The 22013-nt window shown below is 61.9% G+C and carries 19 protein-coding genes; 14 read left to right on the top strand and 5 right to left on the bottom strand.

The features are described 5' to 3' along the window. Positions 1 to 65 precede the first annotated feature (65 nt). The 3 genes from WA070_RS20045 to WA070_RS20035 form a co-directional block, all read right to left on the bottom strand. The gene (locus WA070_RS20045) at positions 66 to 650 is read right to left on the bottom strand and encodes a gamma carbonic anhydrase family protein (protein ID WP_422635682.1); all 585 of its coding nucleotides are present in this window, start codon (positions 648 to 650) and stop codon (positions 66 to 68) included. Between the two features lies 1 nt (position 651). After that, entirely contained in the window at positions 652 to 1647 is a 996-nt protein-coding gene (gene hemB, locus WA070_RS20040) for a porphobilinogen synthase (RefSeq protein WP_422635681.1), read from the bottom strand. A gap of 375 nt (positions 1648 to 2022) precedes the next feature. Then, positions 2023 to 2784: a hypothetical protein gene (locus WA070_RS20035; RefSeq protein WP_422635680.1), complete on the bottom strand. Its 762-nt coding sequence runs from the start codon at positions 2782 to 2784 to the stop codon at positions 2023 to 2025. Between the two features lie 135 nt (positions 2785 to 2919). On the opposite strand from WA070_RS20035, the gene WA070_RS20030 reads away from it, so the two are divergent. The 6 genes from WA070_RS20030 to WA070_RS20005 all read left to right on the top strand — a co-directional run bounded on the left by WA070_RS20030 (position 2920) and on the right by WA070_RS20005 (position 10498). Continuing rightward, positions 2920 to 3555 (top strand): YqaA family protein, encoded by a 636-nt coding sequence (locus WA070_RS20030; protein WP_422635679.1) that lies wholly within the window; start codon positions 2920 to 2922, stop codon positions 3553 to 3555. A gap of 8 nt (positions 3556 to 3563) precedes the next feature. After that, positions 3564 to 5186: an apolipoprotein N-acyltransferase gene (lnt, locus tag WA070_RS20025; RefSeq protein ID WP_422635678.1), complete on the top strand. Its 1623-nt coding sequence runs from the start codon at positions 3564 to 3566 to the stop codon at positions 5184 to 5186. A 57-nt stretch (positions 5187 to 5243) separates the two neighbouring features. Next, entirely contained in the window at positions 5244 to 6452 is a 1209-nt protein-coding gene (metK, locus tag WA070_RS20020) for a methionine adenosyltransferase (RefSeq protein WP_422635677.1), read from the top strand. A gap of 137 nt (positions 6453 to 6589) precedes the next feature. Then, on the top strand, positions 6590 to 8920 hold the full coding sequence (locus WA070_RS20015; RefSeq protein ID WP_422635676.1) for an FdhF/YdeP family oxidoreductase: 2331 nt from the start codon (positions 6590 to 6592) through the stop codon (positions 8918 to 8920). Continuing rightward, entirely contained in the window at positions 8895 to 9242 is a 348-nt protein-coding gene (locus WA070_RS20010) for an MFS transporter (RefSeq protein WP_422635675.1), read from the top strand. Before WA070_RS20015 ends, WA070_RS20010 begins: the two co-directional genes overlap by 26 nt. After that, entirely contained in the window at positions 9239 to 10498 is a 1260-nt protein-coding gene (locus WA070_RS20005; protein ID WP_422635674.1) for an arsenic transporter, read from the top strand. Before WA070_RS20010 ends, WA070_RS20005 begins: the two co-directional genes overlap by 4 nt. 633 nt (positions 10499 to 11131) lie before the next feature. Here the strand turns inward: WA070_RS20005 and WA070_RS20000 are convergent. Continuing rightward, entirely contained in the window at positions 11132 to 11620 is a 489-nt protein-coding gene (locus tag WA070_RS20000; protein ID WP_422635673.1) for a MarR family winged helix-turn-helix transcriptional regulator, read from the bottom strand. Between the two features lie 266 nt (positions 11621 to 11886). Between WA070_RS20000 and ectA the strand changes: the two genes are divergently transcribed. The 8 genes from ectA to WA070_RS19960 are packed head-to-tail and all read left to right on the top strand — an operon-like array spanning position 11887 to position 20407. Next, the gene (gene ectA, locus WA070_RS19995; protein WP_422635672.1) at positions 11887 to 12375 is read left to right on the top strand and encodes a diaminobutyrate acetyltransferase; all 489 of its coding nucleotides are present in this window, start codon (positions 11887 to 11889) and stop codon (positions 12373 to 12375) included. A gap of 10 nt (positions 12376 to 12385) precedes the next feature. Further along, positions 12386 to 13696 (top strand): diaminobutyrate--2-oxoglutarate transaminase, encoded by a 1311-nt coding sequence (ectB, locus tag WA070_RS19990; protein ID WP_422635671.1) that lies wholly within the window; start codon positions 12386 to 12388, stop codon positions 13694 to 13696. Positions 13697 to 13709: 13 nt separating this feature from the next. Continuing rightward, positions 13710 to 14138, top strand: coding sequence for an ectoine synthase (locus tag WA070_RS19985; protein ID WP_422635670.1), 429 nt, complete (start codon positions 13710 to 13712; stop codon positions 14136 to 14138). Between the two features lie 30 nt (positions 14139 to 14168). Continuing rightward, complete coding sequence (thpD, locus tag WA070_RS19980) at positions 14169 to 15089, top strand: ectoine hydroxylase (RefSeq protein ID WP_422635669.1); 921 nt, start codon at positions 14169 to 14171, stop codon at positions 15087 to 15089. After that, on the top strand, positions 15086 to 16528 hold the full coding sequence (locus WA070_RS19975; RefSeq protein WP_422635668.1) for an aspartate kinase: 1443 nt from the start codon (positions 15086 to 15088) through the stop codon (positions 16526 to 16528). Before thpD ends, WA070_RS19975 begins: the two co-directional genes overlap by 4 nt. A gap of 20 nt (positions 16529 to 16548) precedes the next feature. Next, positions 16549 to 17784 carry an MFS transporter gene (locus WA070_RS19970; RefSeq protein WP_422635667.1) on the top strand — a complete coding sequence of 412 codons (1236 nt, stop codon included), beginning with the start codon at positions 16549 to 16551 and terminating at the stop codon, positions 17782 to 17784. Further along, positions 17781 to 19112: an MFS transporter gene (locus tag WA070_RS19965; protein WP_422635666.1), complete on the top strand. Its 1332-nt coding sequence runs from the start codon at positions 17781 to 17783 to the stop codon at positions 19110 to 19112. The genes WA070_RS19970 and WA070_RS19965 overlap by 4 nt, the downstream gene beginning before the upstream one ends. Next, the gene (locus WA070_RS19960; protein ID WP_422635665.1) at positions 19109 to 20407 is read left to right on the top strand and encodes a mechanosensitive ion channel family protein; all 1299 of its coding nucleotides are present in this window, start codon (positions 19109 to 19111) and stop codon (positions 20405 to 20407) included. The genes WA070_RS19965 and WA070_RS19960 overlap by 4 nt, the downstream gene beginning before the upstream one ends. A gap of 133 nt (positions 20408 to 20540) precedes the next feature. Here WA070_RS19960 and WA070_RS19955 read toward each other — a convergent pair whose 3' ends face one another. Next, positions 20541 to 21884 (bottom strand): DUF2254 domain-containing protein, encoded by a 1344-nt coding sequence (locus WA070_RS19955; RefSeq protein WP_422635770.1) that lies wholly within the window; start codon positions 21882 to 21884, stop codon positions 20541 to 20543. Positions 21885 to 22013: the final 129 nt, after the last annotated feature.

Below are 22013 nucleotides of genomic sequence, written 5' to 3'. Positions count from 1 at the left end.
AAGCCGCAGATAGATCCCCGCCTTTGCGTGGATGGCGGCACAGCAACGGCGCGCCAATCCCCGCCCTACTCCCCCAACCCCCGCACAGCCCCCTTATGCGCCTTGGCGTTATGCACATAATGTTCCACGCCCTCACGCATGTCGATCAGCGCTTCGTCGCTTAAATCGCGCATATGTTTGGCCGGACGGCCCGCCCATAATTGCCGATGCACCACCCGCTTCCCCGGCGACAGCAAAGCCCCCGCCGCCAGCATCGCATCGCTTTCCACGGTGCATCCGCTCATCACGATCGCGCCCAGTCCAACGAACGCCCGGTCCTCCAGCACGCAGCCATGGATCATCGCCATATGGCCGATCAGCACGTCTTCGCCGATGATCGTGGGCCATCCGTCCGCCGGGCGGCCATCGGCCCGGTCGCCTGCGCTGTCGCAATGGATGATCGTGCCGTCCTGCACATTGGTCCGCGCGCCGATCCGCACGCGGTTCACGTCGGCCCGGATCACGCAATTATACCAGATGCTCGCATCCGCGCCGATCTCCACATCGCCGATGATCCGGCATCCCGGCGCGATGAAGGCGCTGGGGTGGATGACCGGCGTCTTGCCGCCAAAGGGGATGATGCTCACATCGGGATAGAGGTCGTGCGCCATCTCAGCGCGCCAGCAACCGCGCCGCATCCAGCGCATGATAGGTCAATATGCCGCAGCAACCCGCCCGCTTGAACGCCATCAACGTCTCCAAAATCAGCGCATCACGGTCCCCCGCGCCCGCCGCGGCGGCATGTTCGATCATCGCATATTCGCCCGACACCTGATAGGCGAACACCGGCACTTCGAACCGCTCCTTCACCCGGCGCACGATGTCCAGATAGGGCAGGCCCGGCTTCACCATCACGCTGTCGGCCCCTTCGGCCAGATCGAGCGCCACTTCGCGCAGCGCTTCCTCGCCATTGGCCGGGTCCATCTGGTAATTTTTCTTGTCGCCTTTCAGCAATCCGCGCGAACCCACCGCATCGCGGAACGGACCGTAAAAGGCGCTCGCATATTTGGCGGCATAGGCCATGATCTGCACATTGGCGAAGCCGCCCTGTTCCAGCACGGACCGGATCGCGCCGACCCGCCCGTCCATCATGTCGCTGGGCGCGATGATGTCCGCCCCCGCCGCCGCCTGATTGAGCGACTGGCCGATCAATATGTCGATCGTCGCATCATTGAGCACATAGCCGCTTTCGTCCAGCACCCCGTCCTGCCCATGGGCGGTATAAGGATCCAGCGCCACGTCGGTCAGCACGCCGATATCCGGCACCGCGTCCTTGATTGCCCGGATCGCCCGGCACATGAGGTTATCGGGATTGAGCGCCTCGACCCCGTCGTCGCTGCGCCGGTCGGCCTGCGTATTGGGGAACAGGGCCAGACAGGGTATGCCCGCGTCGCGCGCTTCCTTCGCCCGCTCGACCATCAAATCCACCGACCATCGCGACACGCCGGGCAAAGCGGCGATCGGCTCTGCGACACCCTCCCCTTCAGTCACGAACAGGGGCCAAAGGAAGTCGGCGGGCGACAGGCGGGTCTCCGCGTACATCGCCCGGCTCCAGGCCGAAGCACGCGTGCGGCGCAGGCGGAGTGCGGGATAAGCTGCATGGGTCATGGGCGCAGGTGTAGGCGGGCAGGGATCGGCTATCAAGGGGTGGGCTGGCGGTGGGGAGTGATGAAAGGCCACCATTGCCCTGACTTGTACCCCTCCCCCGCTCGCTTCGAGCGAAGTCGAGAAGCCCATAGCGCCGCGCGCACGACGCGCCTCCAACCTTCGTCATCCCCCAACGCCCGTCATCTCCGCGAAGGCGGGCCCCCATCTCCCACCCTCACTCTATCACAACGCAGTAGCTGGCTTCCCGCCTTCGCCGGAACACGACGCATTAAACCCCCTGGCCCCCAAATACGCTAATGCCTCGCATTATCCTATCGACCACAACACGCAAAACCTGTGGTCCTCACTCTGGAAATCACCCACCCCAAAAACGCCCTACTGCCCCCCGGCATCCACCTTAGTCCGCGTATAATCGATCCGAATCCGCACCCAGCTACCGACCTGCGGCTTGCCATTTACGCGCGGCGGCAGCACCATAAACTGCCAAGCGGCCAGCCTGACCGCACGCGCAAATCCAGACCCAAGCGGCGATTCGCCCAGCGTCTGGCAATTATCGACATGATAATGATCGACCGTCTTGCACGCGACCAGCCCCCACCCTTCGGCGGGCGCATTGTTGGGCAGGAAGGGCGAGAGTTCCGCATTGGTCGGCCGCCGATACCATTCGGCATTGAACAACTGCACCCCGCCCGGCCCTTCGCCGGGACCGGACACCGCCGCGCTGTCCCCCTTGCCCGAAGATCCCGCCCCCTGCGCCGCCTTGGGCAAATTCCCTATATCCGCCGAAGCCATCTGCTCCCGGTTCAGCGTCAGGAACGGGAAGGGCGATGGCAATTGTTCCGCAGGCTTCTCCACCGGGACGGGCGGCCGCACGACCGGATCGGCCTGCTTCTGCGGAGCCGCCTTGTCCTGCTCCCGCCGCTCGGCCTTCTCCGCCGTCGCCTGCTTTTCCTGTTTTTGCGGGCCAGCCTCGACGTCGAACGTCACCGGTAGCCGGTCGTCCTGCTTGCGCGGCTCGGGCTGCTGATACGACAGGGTCAACAGCGCAAGCAGCAGGATGGCGTTCAGCACCAAGGCAAACGCCAAGCCGCCCGCGCGCTGCCGCAACTTGGCCCAGGGAATAGGGGAAAATGTCAAACGGGGCGACCAACAGGACTTTGCAAGGAGTGGGTCATGCCCAGACGGCGCGGAACAGTCAACGCCGTGCATCTTCCGCTGATCGTATCGGCAAAATCGCTGGCGACGCGAAACGTTCTCGGCTAGGTCGCGGCCATGCTCAACAGGCTCTATCAATGGACGCTGGCGAAAGCCGCCCATGCCCATGCCACGCGCTGGCTATTCGCCATCTCTTTCATGGAATCGAGCTTCTTTCCCATCCCGCCGCATCCGCTGCTGGGCCTCATGTGCCTGGCTCGCCCGGAACGCGCCCTGCGCTATGGTTTCATCTGTACGCTGGCATCGGTAATGGGCGGCCTTCTGGGCTACGGCATCGGCCACTTCCTCTATGAAGCGCTCGGTCAGCAGATTCTCACCATACTCGGCCTGTCCGCCAAATTCCCGGTCGCTGCTTGCTATCTGCGCGACTATGGCGCGGAAATCATCCTGATCAAGGGCGCGACCCCGATCCCGTTCAAGCTGATTACGATCACCGCAGGCTTCGTCGGCCTCTCGCTCTTCACCTTCCTGTGGGCGTCGATCGTCAGCCGCGCGTTCCAGTTCATGCTGGTCGGTTTCTTGTTCTGGAAATTCGGTCGCCCGATCAAGGCGTTCATCGAAAAATATCTTGCCTGGCTGTCTGCTGGCTTCCTCGTCCTCATCGTCGGCGGTTTCATCGCGGCTTCGATGCTGACCGGGGGTAGCGGTAAGGACGACAAGTGTAGCCACGCCACCATGGCAACCATCCGCTGACACCCGCGATGCGGCACGCCCTCGCCCGTCACCCGCAACTGGCCGCGCTGCTGGCAGGCCTCCTGTCATCCACTGGCTTCGCGCCGCTCGATCTGTGGCCTGTAACGCTCGTCAGTCTGGCGGCGCTGATCCTGCTGATCGAACAGGCACCAGACCGCCGCGCCGCGTTCCTGCGCGGCTGGCTGTTCGGTCTTGGCCACTTCACCCTCGGCCTCAACTGGATCGCCCACGCCTTCACATTTCAGGACAGCATGCCGCACTGGTTCGGCTATGGCGCAGTCGCGCTGCTGTCGCTCTATCTCGCGATGTTTCCTGGGCTGGCAACGCTGGGCACATGGTGGCTCACTGTAAGATCCTCCCCTTTCAGGGGGAGGGGGACCGCTGGCGAAGCCAGTGGTGGAGGGGTGTCCCCCCATCGAGAGGGTGACACCCCTGCCACCTCCCCCGCCTCCATCCTCCTCTTCGCCACCCTATGGCTGGCCACCGAATATCTCCGTGCGACCTTGTTCACCGGCTTTGCCTGGAACCCGCTCGGCGTCATCTGGCTACCGACCGGCGTAGCCATCGCGGCGACGCTGATCGGCACTTACGGCCTCGGCGCGCTCGCGATCCTCGCCGCCGGGTCGCTCCGCCTCGCCCTCGACCGGCGCTGGCGCCCCACCGCGTCGATCATCGCACCGCTTTGCATGCTCGCTATCTGGGGCTTCCTCTCCACCGCACCCGTCACCCCGCTCGGCGCCCCCCGCGTGCGCGTCGTCCAGCCCAATATCGGCCAGGACCAGAAATATTCGCCCGAAAACGAGGTCGCCAATTTTCGAAAACTGGCGACCCTCTCGGGCCAGCCCCGCCCAGCCCCGCGCCTCATCTTCTGGCCTGAAGCCGCCATCCCAGCCTATCTCGACATGGAACCGGCCTGGCGCGCGCGCCTCGCCAGCCTGCTCGGACCTGGCGACCTGCTGATGACAGGCGCCGACAAGGTCTATTTCAAGCCGGTCGAACATAATGGCGTCGTGACGGACAAGCTGGCGGGCGCGAACAACAGCGTCTGGATCGTCACCCCGCAAGCCACGCTGCTGGGCCGCTATGATAAGGCACATCTGGTGCCCTATGGCGAATATCTGCCACTGCGATCGATCCTCGAACCGATCGGCCTGTCGCGCCTCGTTCCGGGCGATGCCGATTTCTGGCCCGGTTCCGGCCCCAAAACCTTGCCGCTGCCGGCAACCATCGGTCGCCCTGTGATCGGCATGGGTGTGCAGATCTGCTATGAAATCATCTTTTCCGGCAAGATCGTCGATCGGGCCAACCGCCCCGCCTTTCTCTTCAACCCATCCAACGACGCCTGGTTCGGTAGTTGGGGACCGGTCCAGCATCTGGCACAAGCCCGCCTGCGCGCGCTGGAGGAAGGGCTGCCGATCATTCGTTCCACGCCAACCGGCGTGTCCGCAATCATCGACGCACGCGGCCAGATCCTGCGCTCCATCGGCCACAATCGTGCCGGTTTTCTCGACAGCGGCCTACCCCTCCCGCTCTCCCCCACGCTCTTCGCACGGCTTGGCAATTGGGCCGCTTTTGCGTTCATGCTGCTGCTGATCGGCGGGGCCATTGCCATGCGCCGCTGCAAAAGCTAATAGCCACATAAACATTTCTTTATATCGAAAACCTCTCCAGCGTTTTACGGGAGTTCCATGCGTAACACTTATCTCTTCACCTCGGAGTCCGTATCCGAAGGCCACCCCGACAAGGTCGCAGACCAGATTTCCGACGCTATCGTCGATCTGTTCCTGACCAAGGACCCTGAAGCCCGCATCGCCTGCGAAACGCTGACGACGACTCAGTTGGTCGTCCTGGCTGGTGAGATACGCGGCAAGGGCATCATGGACGCACATGGCAACTGGGCCGCCGGGGTCGAGGCAGAGATCGAGCGCACCGTGCGCGAAACGGTCAAGCGTATCGGTTACGAGCAGGAGGGCTTCCACTGGGAAAGCTTCCGCTTCGAAAACAACCTTCACGCCCAATCCGCGCATATCGCGCAGGGCGTCGATGCCAGTGGCAACAAGGATGAAGGCGCTGGCGATCAGGGCATCATGTTCGGCTTCGCCTGTGACGAAACCCCCGATCTCATGCCCGCGACCCTCTATTACAGCCACAAGATCCTGGCCCGTATGGCGACCGATCGCCACAGCGGTGCGGCCCCTTTCCTGGAGCCGGACGCCAAGAGCCAGGTGACGCTGCGCTTCGATAATGGCAAGCCTGTCGCAGCCACTGCGATCGTCGTCTCCACCCAGCATGGCAAGGGCTATGACGCGGGCGACAAGGAAGCCCAGCTCAAGGCCTATGTAAAGGCGGTCATCGCCGACATCCTGCCCGCCGATCTGCTGAGCGACGAGACCGTCTATCACATCAACCCGACCGGCAGCTTTGAAATCGGTGGCCCGGACGGCGACGCGGGCCTGACGGGTCGCAAGATCATCGTCGACACCTATGGCGGCGCGTCCCCCCATGGCGGCGGCGCATTCAGCGGCAAGGATCCGACCAAGGTCGATCGTTCGGCCGCCTATATCACCCGCTATCTGGCCAAGAATGTCGTCGCCGCCGGTCTTGCGACTCGCTGCACGATCCAGATCGCCTATGCGATCGGTGTCAGCCAGCCACTCTCGCTCTATGTCGATACCCACGGCACCGGCACGGTGGGCGACGACAAGATCGAAGAGGCGATTCTGGCGATCCCCGATCTTGGCGGCCTGACCCCGCGCGGCATCCGCACGCATCTGGGCCTCAACAAGCCCATCTATCAACCGACTGCCGCCTATGGCCATTTCGGCCGCAAGCCCGACGGCGATTTCTTCCCATGGGAGAAAACCGATCTGGTCGACAAGCTCAAGGCAGCGGTCTGATCCGCGCCGGATGAACGCATTGGAAGGCGCTGGAACGCAAGTTCCGGCGCCTTTTTGCTATGCGGGTTTGAAAACGGGTGGGACCTCATCCATGATATACGTGGATAATGGATAATGACCGGACAGCGGGAACCAGCATGAGCGACGATAGCACGACGATGCCAGAAACCGACCGCCGTCCGGTCCCCGGTATAGAACCTTATGATGGCCCGGCGGGCGGTTGGGGGGCGTTGCGGGCTGTTGCGATGGCAGTGCGCGATCAGATGGGCGCATCGACCGACACTCGCGCCTTGCTTCAGATGAACCAGCCAGACGGGTTCGATTGCCCCGGCTGCGCGTGGCCCGACCCCCAAAAGACATCCTCCTTCGAATTTTGTGAAAATGGCGCGAAGGCCGTTACTTGGGAAGCGACAGCCAAGCGCGTGGATGTCGATTTCTTTGCCCGGCACAGCGCGACCGAGTTGTTCGACTGGTCCGACCATGCGCTGGAGGATGCGGGCCGCCTGACGCAGCCGTTGCGCTACGATGCAGAAACCGATCATTTCGTGCCGATCGCATGGGATGAAGCCTTCGCCCGCACCGGCGCGGGCCTGCGCGCGCTGACCGATCCCAATCAGGCCGAATTTTATTGCTCGGGACGCGCTTCCAACGAAGCCGCCTTCCTCTATCAGCTATTCGCCCGCGCCTTTGGCACCAACAATTTCCCCGACTGTTCGAACATGTGTCATGAGGCGACCAGCGTTGGCCTGCCCAAATCGATCGGGGTCGGCAAAGGCACGGTGACGCTCGAAGATTTCGACCTGGCCGATGCCATTTTCTGCGTTGGCCATAATCCCGGCACCAATCATCCGCGTATGCTCTCGACGTTGAGCGCCGCAGCGCGACGCGGTGCGCCAATCGTCGTGGCCAATCCGATGAAAGAGCGCGGCCTCGAACGGTTCAAGTCGCCCCAGCATCCCACCGAAATGCTCTCGCCCCACGCCACACAACTCGCTTCGGCCTATCATCAGGTCCGCGTTGGCGGGGACGGGGCCATGATCAAGGGCATGATGAAGGCGCTGTTCGAAGCGGATGCGGACGATCTGGCCAGCGGCGGCATCGGCCTGCTCGACCGCGCCTTCATCGCTGAGCATACGACCGGCATCGACGCCCTGCGCGACGACATCGCCGCGACCCGATGGGGCGACATTATACAGGGATCAGGCCTGTCACGCGAAGCGATCACCAGCATGGCGCGCACATACTGGCAGGCGGAACATGTGATCCTTTGCTACGGCATGGGCATCACCCAGCATGCCAACGGTACGGACAATGTCCAGCAACTCGCCAACCTGATGTTGCTGCGCGGCAATATCGGCAAGCCGGGCGCAGGCATCTGCCCCCTGCGCGGCCATTCCAACGTGCAGGGCGACCGCACCGTGGGAATCACCGAAATACCGGGCGAGGACATGCTCGCGCGGCTCGATGCCCATTATGGCATCAAAAGCCCCCGCGCCCATGGCCATGCCGCAGTGGAAGCCCTGTCTGCCATGCTGGAGGGACGTTCCAAGGCTCTAATTTCGCTCGGCGGCAACCTTGCGGTCGCAATGCCCGACCCGCAGGCCAGCTTCGCTGCATTCCGCAATCTCGACCTTTCGGTCAGCATCGTGACAAAATTCAACCGCACCTGCCTGCTGCTGGCGAAAGAGACCATCGTCATACCTTGCCTGGGCCGCACGGAACTCGATGTTCAGGTCGATGGCCCGCAATGGGTGACGGTGGAAGATTCCATGTCCATGGTCCACGCGTCGCGCGGGCGGCTGAAACCCGCCGCGCCCGACCTGCGCTCCGAACCCGCGATCATCGCCGGCATCGCCAAGGCGACCCTGTCCGATACGGCCATCGATTGGGACTGGATGATCGCCGACTATGACCATATTCGCGACGGCATCGAAGCGACCTTCCCCGACTTTCGCGATTTCAACCACCGAGTGCGCAAGAAGGGCGGCTTCCGCCTGACGGTCGGCGCGTCGCAGCGAGTCTGGAATACTATGGACAAGAAAGCGCATTTCATTGTTCATCCCCTGACCGGCGAAGCGGGGCAGGATGGCGTGCTGCTGCTCACAACCATCCGTAGTCATGACCAGTATAACACCACCATCTATGGCCTGAACGATCGCTATCGCGGTGTAACTGGTCGGCGCGACGTCATATTTGCCAATGCCGATGACCTCGCCGATCTGGGTCTGGAGCATGGGGATAAGGTTGATGTCGACGCTGGGGCGGGCCGAACTTTACCGGGCTATACCGTCATCGCCCATGCCATCGCACGCGGATCACTCGCCGCCTATTATCCAGAAGCAAACTGCCTGATCCCCCTTAACGATCACGATGTTAACAGCGGCACACCATCCTATAAATCCGTAAAAGTGACGCTGCGCCGCGCCATGCCTTCATCTCGTGGTGTGTCAGTCCAAACAAAAGGCTGAACCTTTCGTCCTCTATACGCTTTCGAACGACCCATGGTGGCTGCTTGGCGTGCAGGCGCTCGACGGCGTGGGTGCGGGCATTTTCGGCGCACTCTTCCCGATCGTGATCGCCGACATCACTAGGAGTACGGGCCGCTTCAACATCAGCCAGGGCGCGGTCGCGACAACCCAGGGGTTGGGCGCGGCGATCAGCGCCAACCTTGCGGGCGTGCTGATCGTGTGGGCGGGCTACAGCGTCATGTTCCTGACGCTGGCGGCTATAGCGGCGATCGGATTTGTGACCTATTGGGTCGCCATGCCCGAAACCAAGCAAGCTTCGTGATCCAGCCCTCCGCGACGTTGGCGATCGGTGCGATCTGCGCTGCGACGACGACTGGCATCCTGATCCGCCCCTTTCGCCTGCCTGAAGCCGTATGGGCGACAACAGGCGCGTTGCTGGTCGTCCTTCTTGGCCTCCTGCCACCAACGGCTGCAATCCATGCGGTGGGGGAAGGCGGCGACGTCTATCTCTTCCTGATAGGAATGATGCTGTTATCGGAAGCCGCCCGCGTCCACGGCCTGTTCGATTGGACCGCCGCCTGGGCAGTCCGTCATGCACATGGCTCTCCTACCCGGCTCTTCGCTTTGGTGTTCGCGGTAGGGGTCGTGGTGACAACCTTCCTGTCGAACGACGCGACCGCCGTGGTGCTGACACCTGCGGTCTATGCCGCGGCGCGCCGTGGGCGGGTCGATCCGTTGCCCCTGTTGTTCGCCTGCGCCTTTGTCGCCAATGCCGCCAGCTTCGTACTGCCCATTTCCAACCCAGCGAACCTGGTGCTCTATGGCGGGCATATGCCGCCGCTGGGCGAATGGCTGCGTAGCTTTGCAGCGCCATCGGCGGTAGCGATCGGATTGACCTATACCATGTTGCGTTTTGTCCAGCGCACCCAGTTAAAAGGCGCATGCGCCACCGACATCGCACTGCCGGAACTGACATCCGCTGCCAGATTCGCATTGGGCGGGATCGTGGTCACGGCGATCCTGCTGCTTACCGCATCTGCGCGTGACTGGCAGCTTGGCTGGCCCACCTGCATCGCCGGAATAGCCACCGCCATCGTCGTGCAGGCGAGCGCCCGGCAGACGCCATTGCCGCTGCTCAAACATATATCCTGGTCGGTGCTGCCGCTGGTCGCGGGACTTTTCGTGCTGGTCGAGGCGCTGGCTTCGACAGGGATGATAGCCGCGATCGCGCAGTGGATCGCGATATCGACACAGACCGCTCCGCTCGCCACGGCGGCCAGCGCAGGCGGGGCGATCGCGCTGCTATCTAATGTTGTCAACAACCTGCCTGCCGGGTTGGTAGCCGCCCAGACATTGAGCGCGGCACAGCCCCCGCGCATAGTCGTGGATGCCGTGCTGATCGGAGTGGACATCGGCCCCAACCTGTCGATCACGGGTTCGCTCGCGACGATCCTGTGGCTATCGGCGATCCGGCGCGAAGGCGAAGATGTCGGCTTCTGGCGGTTTTTGAAGGTAGGGAGTGCGGTCATGATTCCGGCAACGATCGGCGCCATCGGATGCCGCCTGTTGATCGGATGAAAGGCCAGCCCATGCGGTGGGGGCAGATCAATGAGACAATGCGTATCTCGCGACCACGGAAATGCCTACAGCGAAACACGTCATGAGAACAAATGGATATCATGATTGGAAAAGTTGGTGGGCCCGGCAGCAACCGATCAGTAAGTGTTAATCCAATGAGAAGAAAAGATATTTCATCCCGCCATTTTGATTTTACCCCAGTTTTTACCCCGAGGCAGCGGCCAAACATCGCAACCTAGCAATGCTTTAATCGCTCCCCTTCCCTACCCACTTCCCTCCCAGAAGGCGAGAGGGCGTGAGCTGCTCCGCTCCCCTCATTCTGTCATGTGCCAACCCACATCATCGAATTGGATGCGCTTTGTCCGTGCATCCAGTCCATTCCTAACTACTCGTTGCCGCCCAATGACAAGTGAGATGTCTAAACGGCTTTCTGTCAATCAACATACGCAGTTTAGCGGCTAGGATAAGAACGTCGGGTGGCATCGCAAATAAACATTTGCGAGTTAGTCAGTGGCGGTGCAGTCAGATGTTCATTCGGGCCGTGCATCGCTCGCTTGATCAAGCTCACAACCTGTCATAGAATCTGTCCACTGGTTTCTGCGTCTTAAACAGAACTTGGCACGTCAATCGATATCATTGCGGCTCTGCGCGATCGATCTGCCCACCATCGAGCAAAGGGGCCGCATCAATATTTTGCGCATCCATCAACATGGCCAGCCGTTCGGTCGCAGCTAATATCATGGCCTGCTCCCAAACGGGCAGGGCTTCAAAACGGTTGGTAAAACGCATTTGCAGCGGGTCTGGCGCGTCGGCCAACGCCTTCATCCCCTCTGGCAACAGGCTGAGGTGAAACTGGCGTCTGTCGGCTTCACTGCGCTGTCGCTGTGCAAAGCCAAGGGACACGAGGCGATCCACGATCGCGGTAATCGTGGCCTGGCTGAACTGGAGCGTCTGCGCGATGGCCGAAGGCGTGGTTCGTCCGCGCAAGTCGATCTCGCGCAATACCAGCAGTTGAGAGGGTGTCAGACCGGTGGTCGTGGCTAGCTGACGACTGCCAATTTCGGTGGCGCGCAGTACGCGCCGCAAAGCGCGCAGGGTAAGCGTTGAAAGTTCAGCGTCCATAGATTTGCGACATAGCCGGAAGGCGGCGCGCTGCCAATTTCCTTCTCATGATGGATATATTGCTTCACCTATTGAAGCATAATTTTCCGATGTGGGTTGAAATACATGCTGCAATGCGTCATACACCCTCCATCTCGCCGGGACGCCTCTGCGTTCCGTTTAAAATATAATTCGGGAGATGAACAATCTTTGATTCCCAAGCTACAGCGGCCGCCGCGCCGCCACGGGCTTCTGCGCGCTCCAAAGAGAGCGAGGGGCAGCACATCATGTTTCGCAGGCCTGTTGCAACAGATGGGCCAGCTATCAGCGGATTGATTGCGGCCTGCCCGCCGCTTGATCCCAATTCGGCCTATTGCAACCTGCTGCAATGCACCGACTTTGCCGACAGCTGCATCGTTGCGGAATGCGGTGGTGCACTGGTCGGCTGGGTGTCGGGCTATCGTCCGCCCGCCGCGCCGGAGGATTTCTTCGTCTGGCAGGTTGCTGTATCGCCCGCCGCACGAGGCCAGCGCCTCGCTGGACGGATGATCCAAGCGCTGCTGGCACGCCCGCAACAGGCAGGCGTCACGCATCTGACCACCACCATCACCCACGACAATCGCGCATCCTGGGCTTTGTTCGAAGGGTTGGCACAGCGTTGGAACGCCCCTTTCGAGAAAGCCGCCCGGTTCGAGCGCGATGCCCATTTCGCCGGTGCCCACGCCACCGAATGGCAGGCGCGGATCGGCCCGTTGCCCCAGTCGGCACGCCCTTGAGGAGATATATATGACTATTACCACTCACCCCAAACCGACAGCCGCCATTCCCGACACTGCGATCTACGAACGACGCGAATCCATCGTGCGCAGCTATGCCCGCGCCATGCCGCGCCAGTTTAACCGCGCGCAGGGCGTGTGGATGCACGACAATCAGGGCGGCCGTTATCTCGACTTCCTGTCGGGCTGCTCAACATTAAACTACGGGCATAATCATCCGGTGCTCAAAAGCGCGCTCGTCGACTATATCGCAGGCGACGGCATCACCCATGGCCTGGATCTCCACACCGATGCCAAGGCCGATTTTCTCACCGCGCTGGAGGATGTGATCCTCAAGCCCCGCGGTCTCGACTATCGTGCCATGTTCACGGGGCCGACCGGCACCAATGCCGTCGAAGCCGCGATCAAACTGGCGCGCAAGATTACCGGTCGCGAAATGGTGATCGCCTTCACCAATGGTTTCCATGGTATGACGCTGGGCGCACTCGCCTGCACCGGCAATGCTGCCAAGCGCGGTGGCGCCGGCGTACCGCTCAGCCATGTGTCGCACGAACCCTATGACGGCTATCACGGTCCCGACGTCGACACCGCCGAACTGCTGGAACGTCGCTTGTCCGATCCGTCGAGCGGCCTTGATGCACCGGCCGCCATTCTCGTCGAAACGGTGCAGGGCGAAGGCGGCCTCAATGTCGCATCGCCCGCATGGCTCCGCAAGATTTCCGATGTTGCCAAGCGCCACGGTGCACTGATGATCGTGGATGATATTCAGGCCGGTTGTGGCCGGACCGGTAATTTCTTCAGCTTCGAAGGCATGGGGTTCACCCCCGACATCGTCACCATGGCAAAGTCGTTGTCGGGCATGGGTCTGCCGTTCGCGCTGACCCTGTTCCGGCCGGAACTCGACCAATGGTCGCCGGGCGAACATAATGGTACCTTCCGCGGCAACAACCACGCTTTCGTGACCGCTACGGCCGCGTTGCGCCATTTCTGGAGCAACGACAGTTTCCAGCGGGACGTTGCCCGCAGGAGCGCCTTGCTGGAACGCAGGCTGGACGTGATGGCGGCCGAACATGGGCTGTCGACCCGTGGTCGCGGCATGATGCGCGGCCTGGACGTCGGCTCTGGCGACATCGCGCAAAGCATCACCGCTGCCTGCTTCGCGCAGGGGCTGATCATAGAAACCAGCGGCGCGCATGACGAAATCGTCAAGATACTGGCGCCTCTCACAATCGAGGATGCCGTACTTTCGGCCGGTCTCGACATTCTTGAAGACAGCGTCCGTTCCGCCCTGACCGTCACCTATGGCGTCGCCGCAGAATAAGGAGATACGACCGATGATCGTTCGCAAATTGCAGGATATCCGCACGTCCGACCGCAATGTAAAATCCAAGGGCTGGGAAAGCGCCCGCCTTCTGCTGAAGGACGACGATATGGGCTTTTCCTTCCACGTCACCAAAATGTACGCTGGCGAGGAATTGCACATGCACTATCAAAACCATCTGGAGGCGGTGCTGGTGCTCAAGGGCACAGGTACGATCGAGGATCTGGGCACTGGCGTGACCCATCAACTGGTGCCCGGCGTCATGTATGCGCTCAATGCCCACGACCAGCATATCGTGCGCCCGGAAACGGAGATATTGTGCGCCTGCGCCTTCAATCCGCCGGTCAGCGGGCGCGAAGTGCATGACGAAAATGGCGCCTATCCCGCCGATACGTCCAGCGCCGACAATGGTGCCACGCGCGAACCCGCGCTGACCGACTAAATTCCCCGAACAAGCAAAGGGGCACGTCCCTTGAAAGATCTCTACCCATCCCGCCACACACAGGTGGCGGAGTTTTCGCCGCGCCTCGACCCCGTCGTCCATAGCGACTGGAGCGAAGATGCCCCCATTACCCGCAGCCAGGCCGAACAGTTCGACCGCGACGGCTATCTGGTGCTGGAGGATATGTTCTCCGACGCCGAAGTCGCTTTCCTCCAGCGGGAAGGCGGGGCGTTATTGGCCAATCCCGATGCGCTGGAAGCGGAAACGGTGGTGACCGAACCGGGGAGCAAGGAAGTCCGCTCCATTTTCTGCATTCATGCCCAAAGTCTGGCGATAGAACGGTTGGCGGCCGACGTGCGCCTGTCGGGGGTCGCCCGCTTCCTGCTGGGCGACGATGTGTACATGCACCAGTCGCGGCTCAACTATAAGCCAGGGTTCCAGGGCAAGGAATTCTACTGGCACAGCGATTTCGAAACCTGGCATGTCGAAGACGGGATGCCGCGCATGCGGGCCTTGTCCATGTCGGTGCTGCTGGCTGAAAATACCCCGCATAACGGCCCGCTGATGCTGATCCCAGGATCGCACCGCCAGTTCTTGACCTGCGTCGGCGAAACGCCGCACGATCACTATCGCCAGTCGCTCAAGAAGCAGGAATATGGCGTCCCGGACGAAGACAGCCTTGCTGAACTGGCACATAAATTCGGGATCGTCGCACCAACCGGCAAGCCCGGATCGGTGGTGATCTTCGATTGCAACATCATGCATGGGTCCAACGGCAACATCACGCCATTCCCACGCGCCAATGCCTTCCTGGTCTATAACGCCGTGTCGAACCGCCTGACTGCGCCCTTCGGCGTCGACACGCCACGTCCCGCCTTCATCGCCGCGCGCGGCGAGCCGAAAGCAATCACGCCTGTCACCGGGCCATTGATGGCGCAGGTGCCGGCATGAGCAATATCCATAGCGTCGAGAAAATCGGCGGCACGTCCATGGCCGCCACCGCCACCCTGTTCGACAATGTACTGATCGGCGGGCGCAAGGATGCGGACCTCTATAACCGCATCTTCGTGGTGTCGGCCTATGCCGGCATGACCGACCTGCTGCTGGAGCATAAGAAAAGCGGCGAGCCGGGCGTTTATGCGCGCTTCGTTGCGGATGAAAATATCCAAGGCTGGCGCCAGGCAATGGAAAGAGTGCGCCGCGCCATGCAGGATCGCAACGCGGCCCTATTCGTGCGCGCCGACCGTCTGGCGGAGGCGAACGCCTTTGTCGATATACGGATCGACGCTGTCGCCGCGTGCCTGGACGATCTGTCCCGACTGCGCAGCCATGGCCGTTTCTGCGTCAAGGAACAGTTGATGACGGTGCGCGAATTGCTCGCTGGCCTTGGCGAAGCGCACAGCGCCCATTCGACGGCGCTGTTGTTGCGCGATCGCGGCGTCAACGCGCAGTTCGTTGACCTGACTCTGTGGGACCAGCAGGACATGCGGGAACTGGATGAGCGGATAAGCGAAGCCTTCGCCCCGATCGACCTGGCTTCCACCCTCCCCATCGTCACCGGCTATGCCGGATGCAGCGAAGGCATGGTGCGCCTTTATGCCCGCGGCTATTCCGAAATGACCTTTTCGCGCATTGCTGTCCTCACCGGCGCGCGGGAGGCGATCATCCATAAGGAATTTCACCTGTCCAGCGCGGACCCACGGCTGGTGGGCAAGCACAAGGCGCGCAAGATCGGTCGCACGAATTATGACGTGGCGGATCAGTTGGCGAATCTGGGCATGGAGGCGATTCATCCCGGTGCTGGCCGGGGATTGCGCCAGACGGATATTCCGCTGCGCGTTCGCAACACCTTCGACCGGGAAGATGGCGGGACGCTCATTTGTAGCGCTTATGTCTCCGACATGCCCCGCGTCGAGATCGTGACCGGGGTGCGCCATGCGCAGGCACTGCAATTTTTCGAACAGGATATGGTCGGGGTGAAGGGGTATGACGCCGCCATCCTCGAAGCGCTAACCCAACATGGCGCCTGGATCGTCAGCAAGGCGTCCAACGCCAATACCATCACCCATTATCTGTCGGCGGATGCGGCGACGGTGAAACGGGTGATCGCCGATCTTCAGGCGCGTTATCCCGATGCGGCTATCTCGGCCCAGCCGGTGGCGATCGTGTCGGTGATCGGCAGCGACATATCGCGACCGGGGTTGATGACCGATGCGTTGCAGGCCTTGGCCGCCGCGCATGTGCCGATCATCGCGATGCAGCACCAAATCCGCAATGTCGATGTCCAGTTCATGGTGGACGTCGATCATTATGATGATGCGGTAGGCGCCCTGCACCATGTTCTGGTGGAAGATGGAACAAGCGAGGCGGACGATCGGCGCGCGGCCTGACCCGCGTCCCGTCCGATATCATGTTCGCCGCAATTCATCCCGTCCGCAGCCTGCTGCTCGCCATCTTCATGTTGATGGCGGGCAGCGGCTTCCTGTCCACGCTCATCGGTCTTCGGCTGGAGCGGGCGGGGGCTGGCACCATGGCGATCGGCGCAGTCGCCACCGCCTATTTCGGCGGGCTGGTGTTGGGCGCTTTGCGTGCGGGCCGCATCGTGCGGCAGGTCGGCCATGTCCGCGCCTTCGCCGCCTTCGTTTCGCTGTTGTCAGCCAGCACGCTCGCTTACGCCCTGCTGCATTATCCACTCTTCTGGACGACGCTGCGGCTGATCGACGGTATCTGCGTCGCTGGCGTGTTCATCTGCCTGGAAAGCTGGCTCAATGACCGGGCCGAGGCGGAAACGCGCGGCAGTGTACTCGCCGCTTATATGGTCGCGCTCTATTCTGGGCAAGCGGTCGGGCAATTGTTGCTGGCGGCGAGCGGGGCGCTACCCGCCGTGCCGTTCCAACTGGCCTCCATCCTCATCTCCCTGGCGATCATTCCCCTTTGCCTGACCCGCAGCGCCGCACCAGCACCGGTCGAGGCGCAGGCCTTTTCGATCCGCGCCCTCTATGCCGCGTCGCCGCTCGGCACCTTTGGTGCTGTCACGACCGGACTGATGCTCGGCGCTTTCTACGGCATGGCGGCTGTCCATGTGCGGCGGCTGGGGCTGGATCTGGGCGCGACTGCCAGTTTCATGATGATCGTGATACTGGGCGGCGTGGCGCTGCAATGGCCGCTCGGTCGCCTGTCCGACCGGCTCGATCGGCGGCGCGTGATCGTGGGCTGCTTTGCGGCCACCATGGCCGTTTGCCTGATGCTGACGATGCTGGTGTCCGCCGGGCCATCGCTTTTAGCCTTGGGGGCCTTGTTCGGTGGTCTCAGCTTCGCGCTCTATCCGCTGTGCGTCGCGCATTGCAACGACCGCCTGCTGGCGACGGAACGGGTAGCGGCGAGCGGGCGGCTGGTGCTGCTCTATTCGGTTGGCGCCGCTATCGGCCCGCTGGGCGCGGCCATGCTGATGAGCGTCGCGCCGGGCGGTGGCCTGTTTCTTTTCATCGCCCTGTGCTCGGGCGCGACGCTTGCGTTCGGCCTGTGGCGCCAGACCGCCAGGCCGTCGGTGCCCGTGCCAGACCAGCAGGATTTTCAGATCGTTCCGCGCACGACGCCGATGGCGTCCCTGCTCGATCCCAATACCGCAGATGGACATATGTCATGACCACCTCCACACCTATCCCGTCGCCAACCCAGGACAGGGTCGATGACGCCACACTACGCCGGGCCATCGCCGCCTCCGCGCTGGGCAATGCGACCGAATGGTTCGACTATGGCATCTATGCCTATGGCGTCACCTATATTTCGGCCGCGCTGTTCCCGGGCGACGTCGATGACGCTGTGCTGTTCGCGCTGGCGACCTTCGCCATTTCCTTCCTCGTGCGGCCATTGGGCGGTCTGTTCTGGGGACCGCTGGGCGATCGGCTGGGGCGCAAATCGGTGCTGGCGCTCACCATATTGCTGATGTCCGGCGCGACGCTGGCGGTCGGCCTCATCCCGTCCTACGCGCAAATCGGTTGGGGCGCTCCTGCGCTGCTGATCGCGCTGCGCATGGTGCAGGGCTTTTCTACCGGCGGCGAATATGGCGGTGCGGCGACCTTCATGGCCGAATATGCGCCCGACGACCGGCGCGGTTTCTATGGCAGTTTCCTGGAGTTCGGCACGTTGGCGGGCTTCTCCTTCGGTGCGGTGCTGATGCTTGGCTTCTCGCTGTTGCTGGGAGACGCGGCGATGCATGATTGGGGCTGGCGCATCCCGTTCCTGGTCGCAGCGCCCATGGGCCTTGTCGGCATGTATCTGCGATCAAGGATGGAGGACACGCCAGTCTTTCGCGAACAGGCCATCGAAGGCAGCGGATCGCCTCCGCTTAGAATCTTGATGCGCGACCATTGGCGGCCCATGCTTGTCGTGAGTGGGTTGGTCGTGGCGCTCAACGTCGTCAATTATACGCTGCTCAGCTACATGCCGACCTATTTACAGCGGCGCATCGGCCTGTCGCCGGACGAAGCACTTATGGTGCCGATCATCGGCATGGTCTTCATGATGGTCTTCCTGCCGTTCGCGGGCCATCTGTCGGATCGGATTGGGCGCAAACCGATGTGGCGCCTGTCGTTGATCGGGCTTCTGCTGGGCATAGTGCCGCTCTACATGGTCATGGCGACGGGGTTCGTCGGCGCGATCATAGGCTTCGCGTTGCTCGGCCTGCTTTATGTGCCGCAACTGGCCACGATTTCCGCGACCTTCCCCGCGCTGTTCCCGACGCCTGTCCGGTTCGCAGGCTTCGCGATTGCCTATAATATGTCCACGTCGCTGTTCGGTGGCACCGCGCCAGCGATCGGCAGCGGTCTGATCAGCGCCACCGGCAACGACCTGATGCCCGCTTTCTACATGATGATAGCCTGCGTCGTCGGCCTCGTCTCGCTTCGCTTCATGCCCGAGACGGCTGGGCGTTCGCTGCATGAAAATGTCTTCGCCGATCGGATGGGCACATGACATGGATGACTGACAATATCGTGGCTGTCGTGAACGGCGGCCATTTCGATCAACCCTGGTTGCAGGCGATGTTGGCGATCATGCTGCTGATATCGATCGCCTGGATAGCGAACTGGGTTGCCAAACGCCTTGTCCTCACATTGGTCGTCAAGCTGCTGGAGCATCGGCCTTTCGCTTTGGAGGCCCAGCATCTGGGGTCGATTATCGCCCGGCTTTCGAACATCGTGCCGGCGCTGATCATCCAGCTGGGGGTCGAGAGCGTTCCGCACCTTCCCGGCTGGATCGCTCTTTTCATCCGGAGCCTGTGCGCAGCCTTCATCATCCTGACCATCGCGATCGCGCTCAGCGGCGGGCTTGGTCTGATGAACGATCTGTATCAGCGGCGCCCGGATGCGGCCAACCGACCGATCAAAGGCTATGTCCAGGTCGGCAAGCTGATCATCTACGCCGCGGCGACCATATTGGGAATCGCGGCGCTGATGAATCAGTCTCCATTGCTGTTGTTATCGGGGCTTGGCGCGATGGCGGCCGTCCTGATGCTGGTCTTCAAGGACACCATATTGTCTCTGGTGGCATCGGTGCAGATTGGTTCCAACGACATGGTCCGTGTGGGCGACTGGATCGAAATGCCGCAACTCGACGCCAATGGCGACGTGATCGATATCGCCCTGCACACGGTCAAGATCCAGAATTTCGACAAGACCATCACGACCATTCCGACCTACCGCCTGATCACGGAAAGTTTTCGCAACTGGCGCGGGATGCAGGAATCTGGCGGTCGGCGGATCATGCGATCCCTGGCGATCGACCAGAACAGCATTCGGTTTCTGGACGGCCAGAAACTGGCGGACCTGTCCCGGTTCGGCCTGTTGCGTGACCATCTTGACGCAAAACGGGACGAGGTCGATCGATGGAACCGGGAACACGCCCATGATCAGATACTGGATAGCCGCCGCCTTACCAACATTGGCAGCTTTCGGGCCTATATTCTTGCCTATCTCAAGGCGCGGCCGGATATTGCGGCGGACAAGACCTTGCTGGTGCGCCAACTTGCGCCGACGGAAGATGGATTGCCGCTGGAAATCTACGCCTTCGCTTCCACAGTCATATGGGCGCAATATGAAGATATTCAGGCCGATATCTTCGATCACCTCGTTGCCATCATGCCAGAATTCGGACTGCGGTTGTTCCAGCGCCCTGCGGGTTCGGATCTACAACGTGCAACGGACCGACAACCAAGTCAGGATGTAGGGATTGACCGTGTTCCAGGCATCAGTCGATCCATGAGGGCCTAGCGTGCAACGACCGGATAGCCTTCACTGACCGGAAATATCGTCGTTGTTCCTGGTGCCTTAGTGTACGCCAAGCATGCTGTTCGCCGCAGCGATCTGGGCATTGATCGACCCCCGCCAGATGCGTTGGCAGCCGTCAGGCCGTCCCACCAAGCCAGGCCGGACTATCACGTAGCCGTCGTTGATAATCGGGTTCGGCGAGCGCCAGCAGCAGCTGGTCGGCGCGATCCTGGACAGCCAGAAGATTGGCGCCCGCCAACGAACCACCGGCCAGTTCCTTGAACGCCTCGACCTGGAGGCGCAACGTAGCAATCCGGTCCGGGTCGTCGCAGCTCAGTGCCACATCGCCAATGGCATCGAGGAAGCGCTTGCCCGCGATCATGTCGGCACTGGCATATTGGGCGAGCGCGCCGAATGCCCGATCGACAAAGCCCGCAAAGCTTATCGGATAGGCGATCACGCGAAGAGCATCGTCTTCGTCCGCGCGAAGGCGCGAAGGCAAATCCCGGCGCGCAAGATCGGAAAGGGCAGCACCCAGCCAGTCGAGACAGCTGTTCGCGGTGAAGGGGTCATTGACCCCCGGCGATAGCGCTCGCGCGGCGATCTCGACCAATTCGTCTATGAGGAAGCGCATATCCTGCAGAGCCGTGCGGCGAGACCCCAGGGCGAATGCACCGCGCAACGCCTTTACCACATCCTCGTCCACCTGATCGGCGGGCCACGCCTCGGCCAGCACACTGCCATGATGAGCGAAGTCGCCGGACTGATATTGCAGCCGCACGACCAGATCATGCTTTGCCGCCGTCTGGATCAAACGGTCCTCGTCGATCAGCTGAATGTAGCCGGTGTCTTTGGACCGCACGACCGCCCGTCGCTCATAGGCTTCGATAGGCGCATCGAGGCGGAAGGCGGGCGGGATGCGCGGATCGTCATGTGCCTCCTCCCGAGGTTCGCCGACGAAGACAGGAAAGCGATTGTCGATCTCGACGATCAGGCGTTCCCCGACCTGTTCGATCACGCTGTTGATGTGAATGCGCATGGGGACATGGTGGATGAAGAAAATCAGCACAGCGATCGAGCAGAGCACCAGGACCATAGCAACCAGCACCGCCAGTTGCGGCACGAACGCCAAGGTGTCGACGCCGCTTTCGCCTGGCGATCGGATCGTGCGCAGGACGATCATGGAATAGACGAACGTCGCGATGAAGGTGCCGAGCGTCACTTGGTTACCGCGATCGGACATAAAGTTGCTGAGCAGGCGCGGTCCATATTGCCCCGAGGCGTAGACGACCGCCGCGATCGTCACCGAGAAAGTGGTGCCAGCAACACCGATCATCGAACCGCCGATCGACGAGAGCAGGCTACGCGCGCCATCGGGCCGGGCGGCGTAGAGCCAAAGCAGCCCGTCCATCCATTCGCTGCCGAAATGGCTATCGATATAGATCATTGCCAGAGCAAGCAGCAGTGCGCCCACGGCCATAATTGTCAATCGGCGTGCAAACGGGACCCCTTATCGGCGCGCAAAAGGGACCCCCTGTCAGGATGGCGGAGCGTTGATGTGACGGGCTTCCTTGCGCTGCGCGCGGCGTAGGGAGGGCGTAGCCCGACC

The sequence above is a fragment of the Sphingobium sp. genome, assembly GCF_049304695.1.
GTDB lineage: Bacteria > Pseudomonadota > Alphaproteobacteria > Sphingomonadales > Sphingomonadaceae > Sphingobium.
Note: the sequence above shows the minus strand (reverse complement) of the source record. Positions and strands in the feature narration are given on the sequence as shown.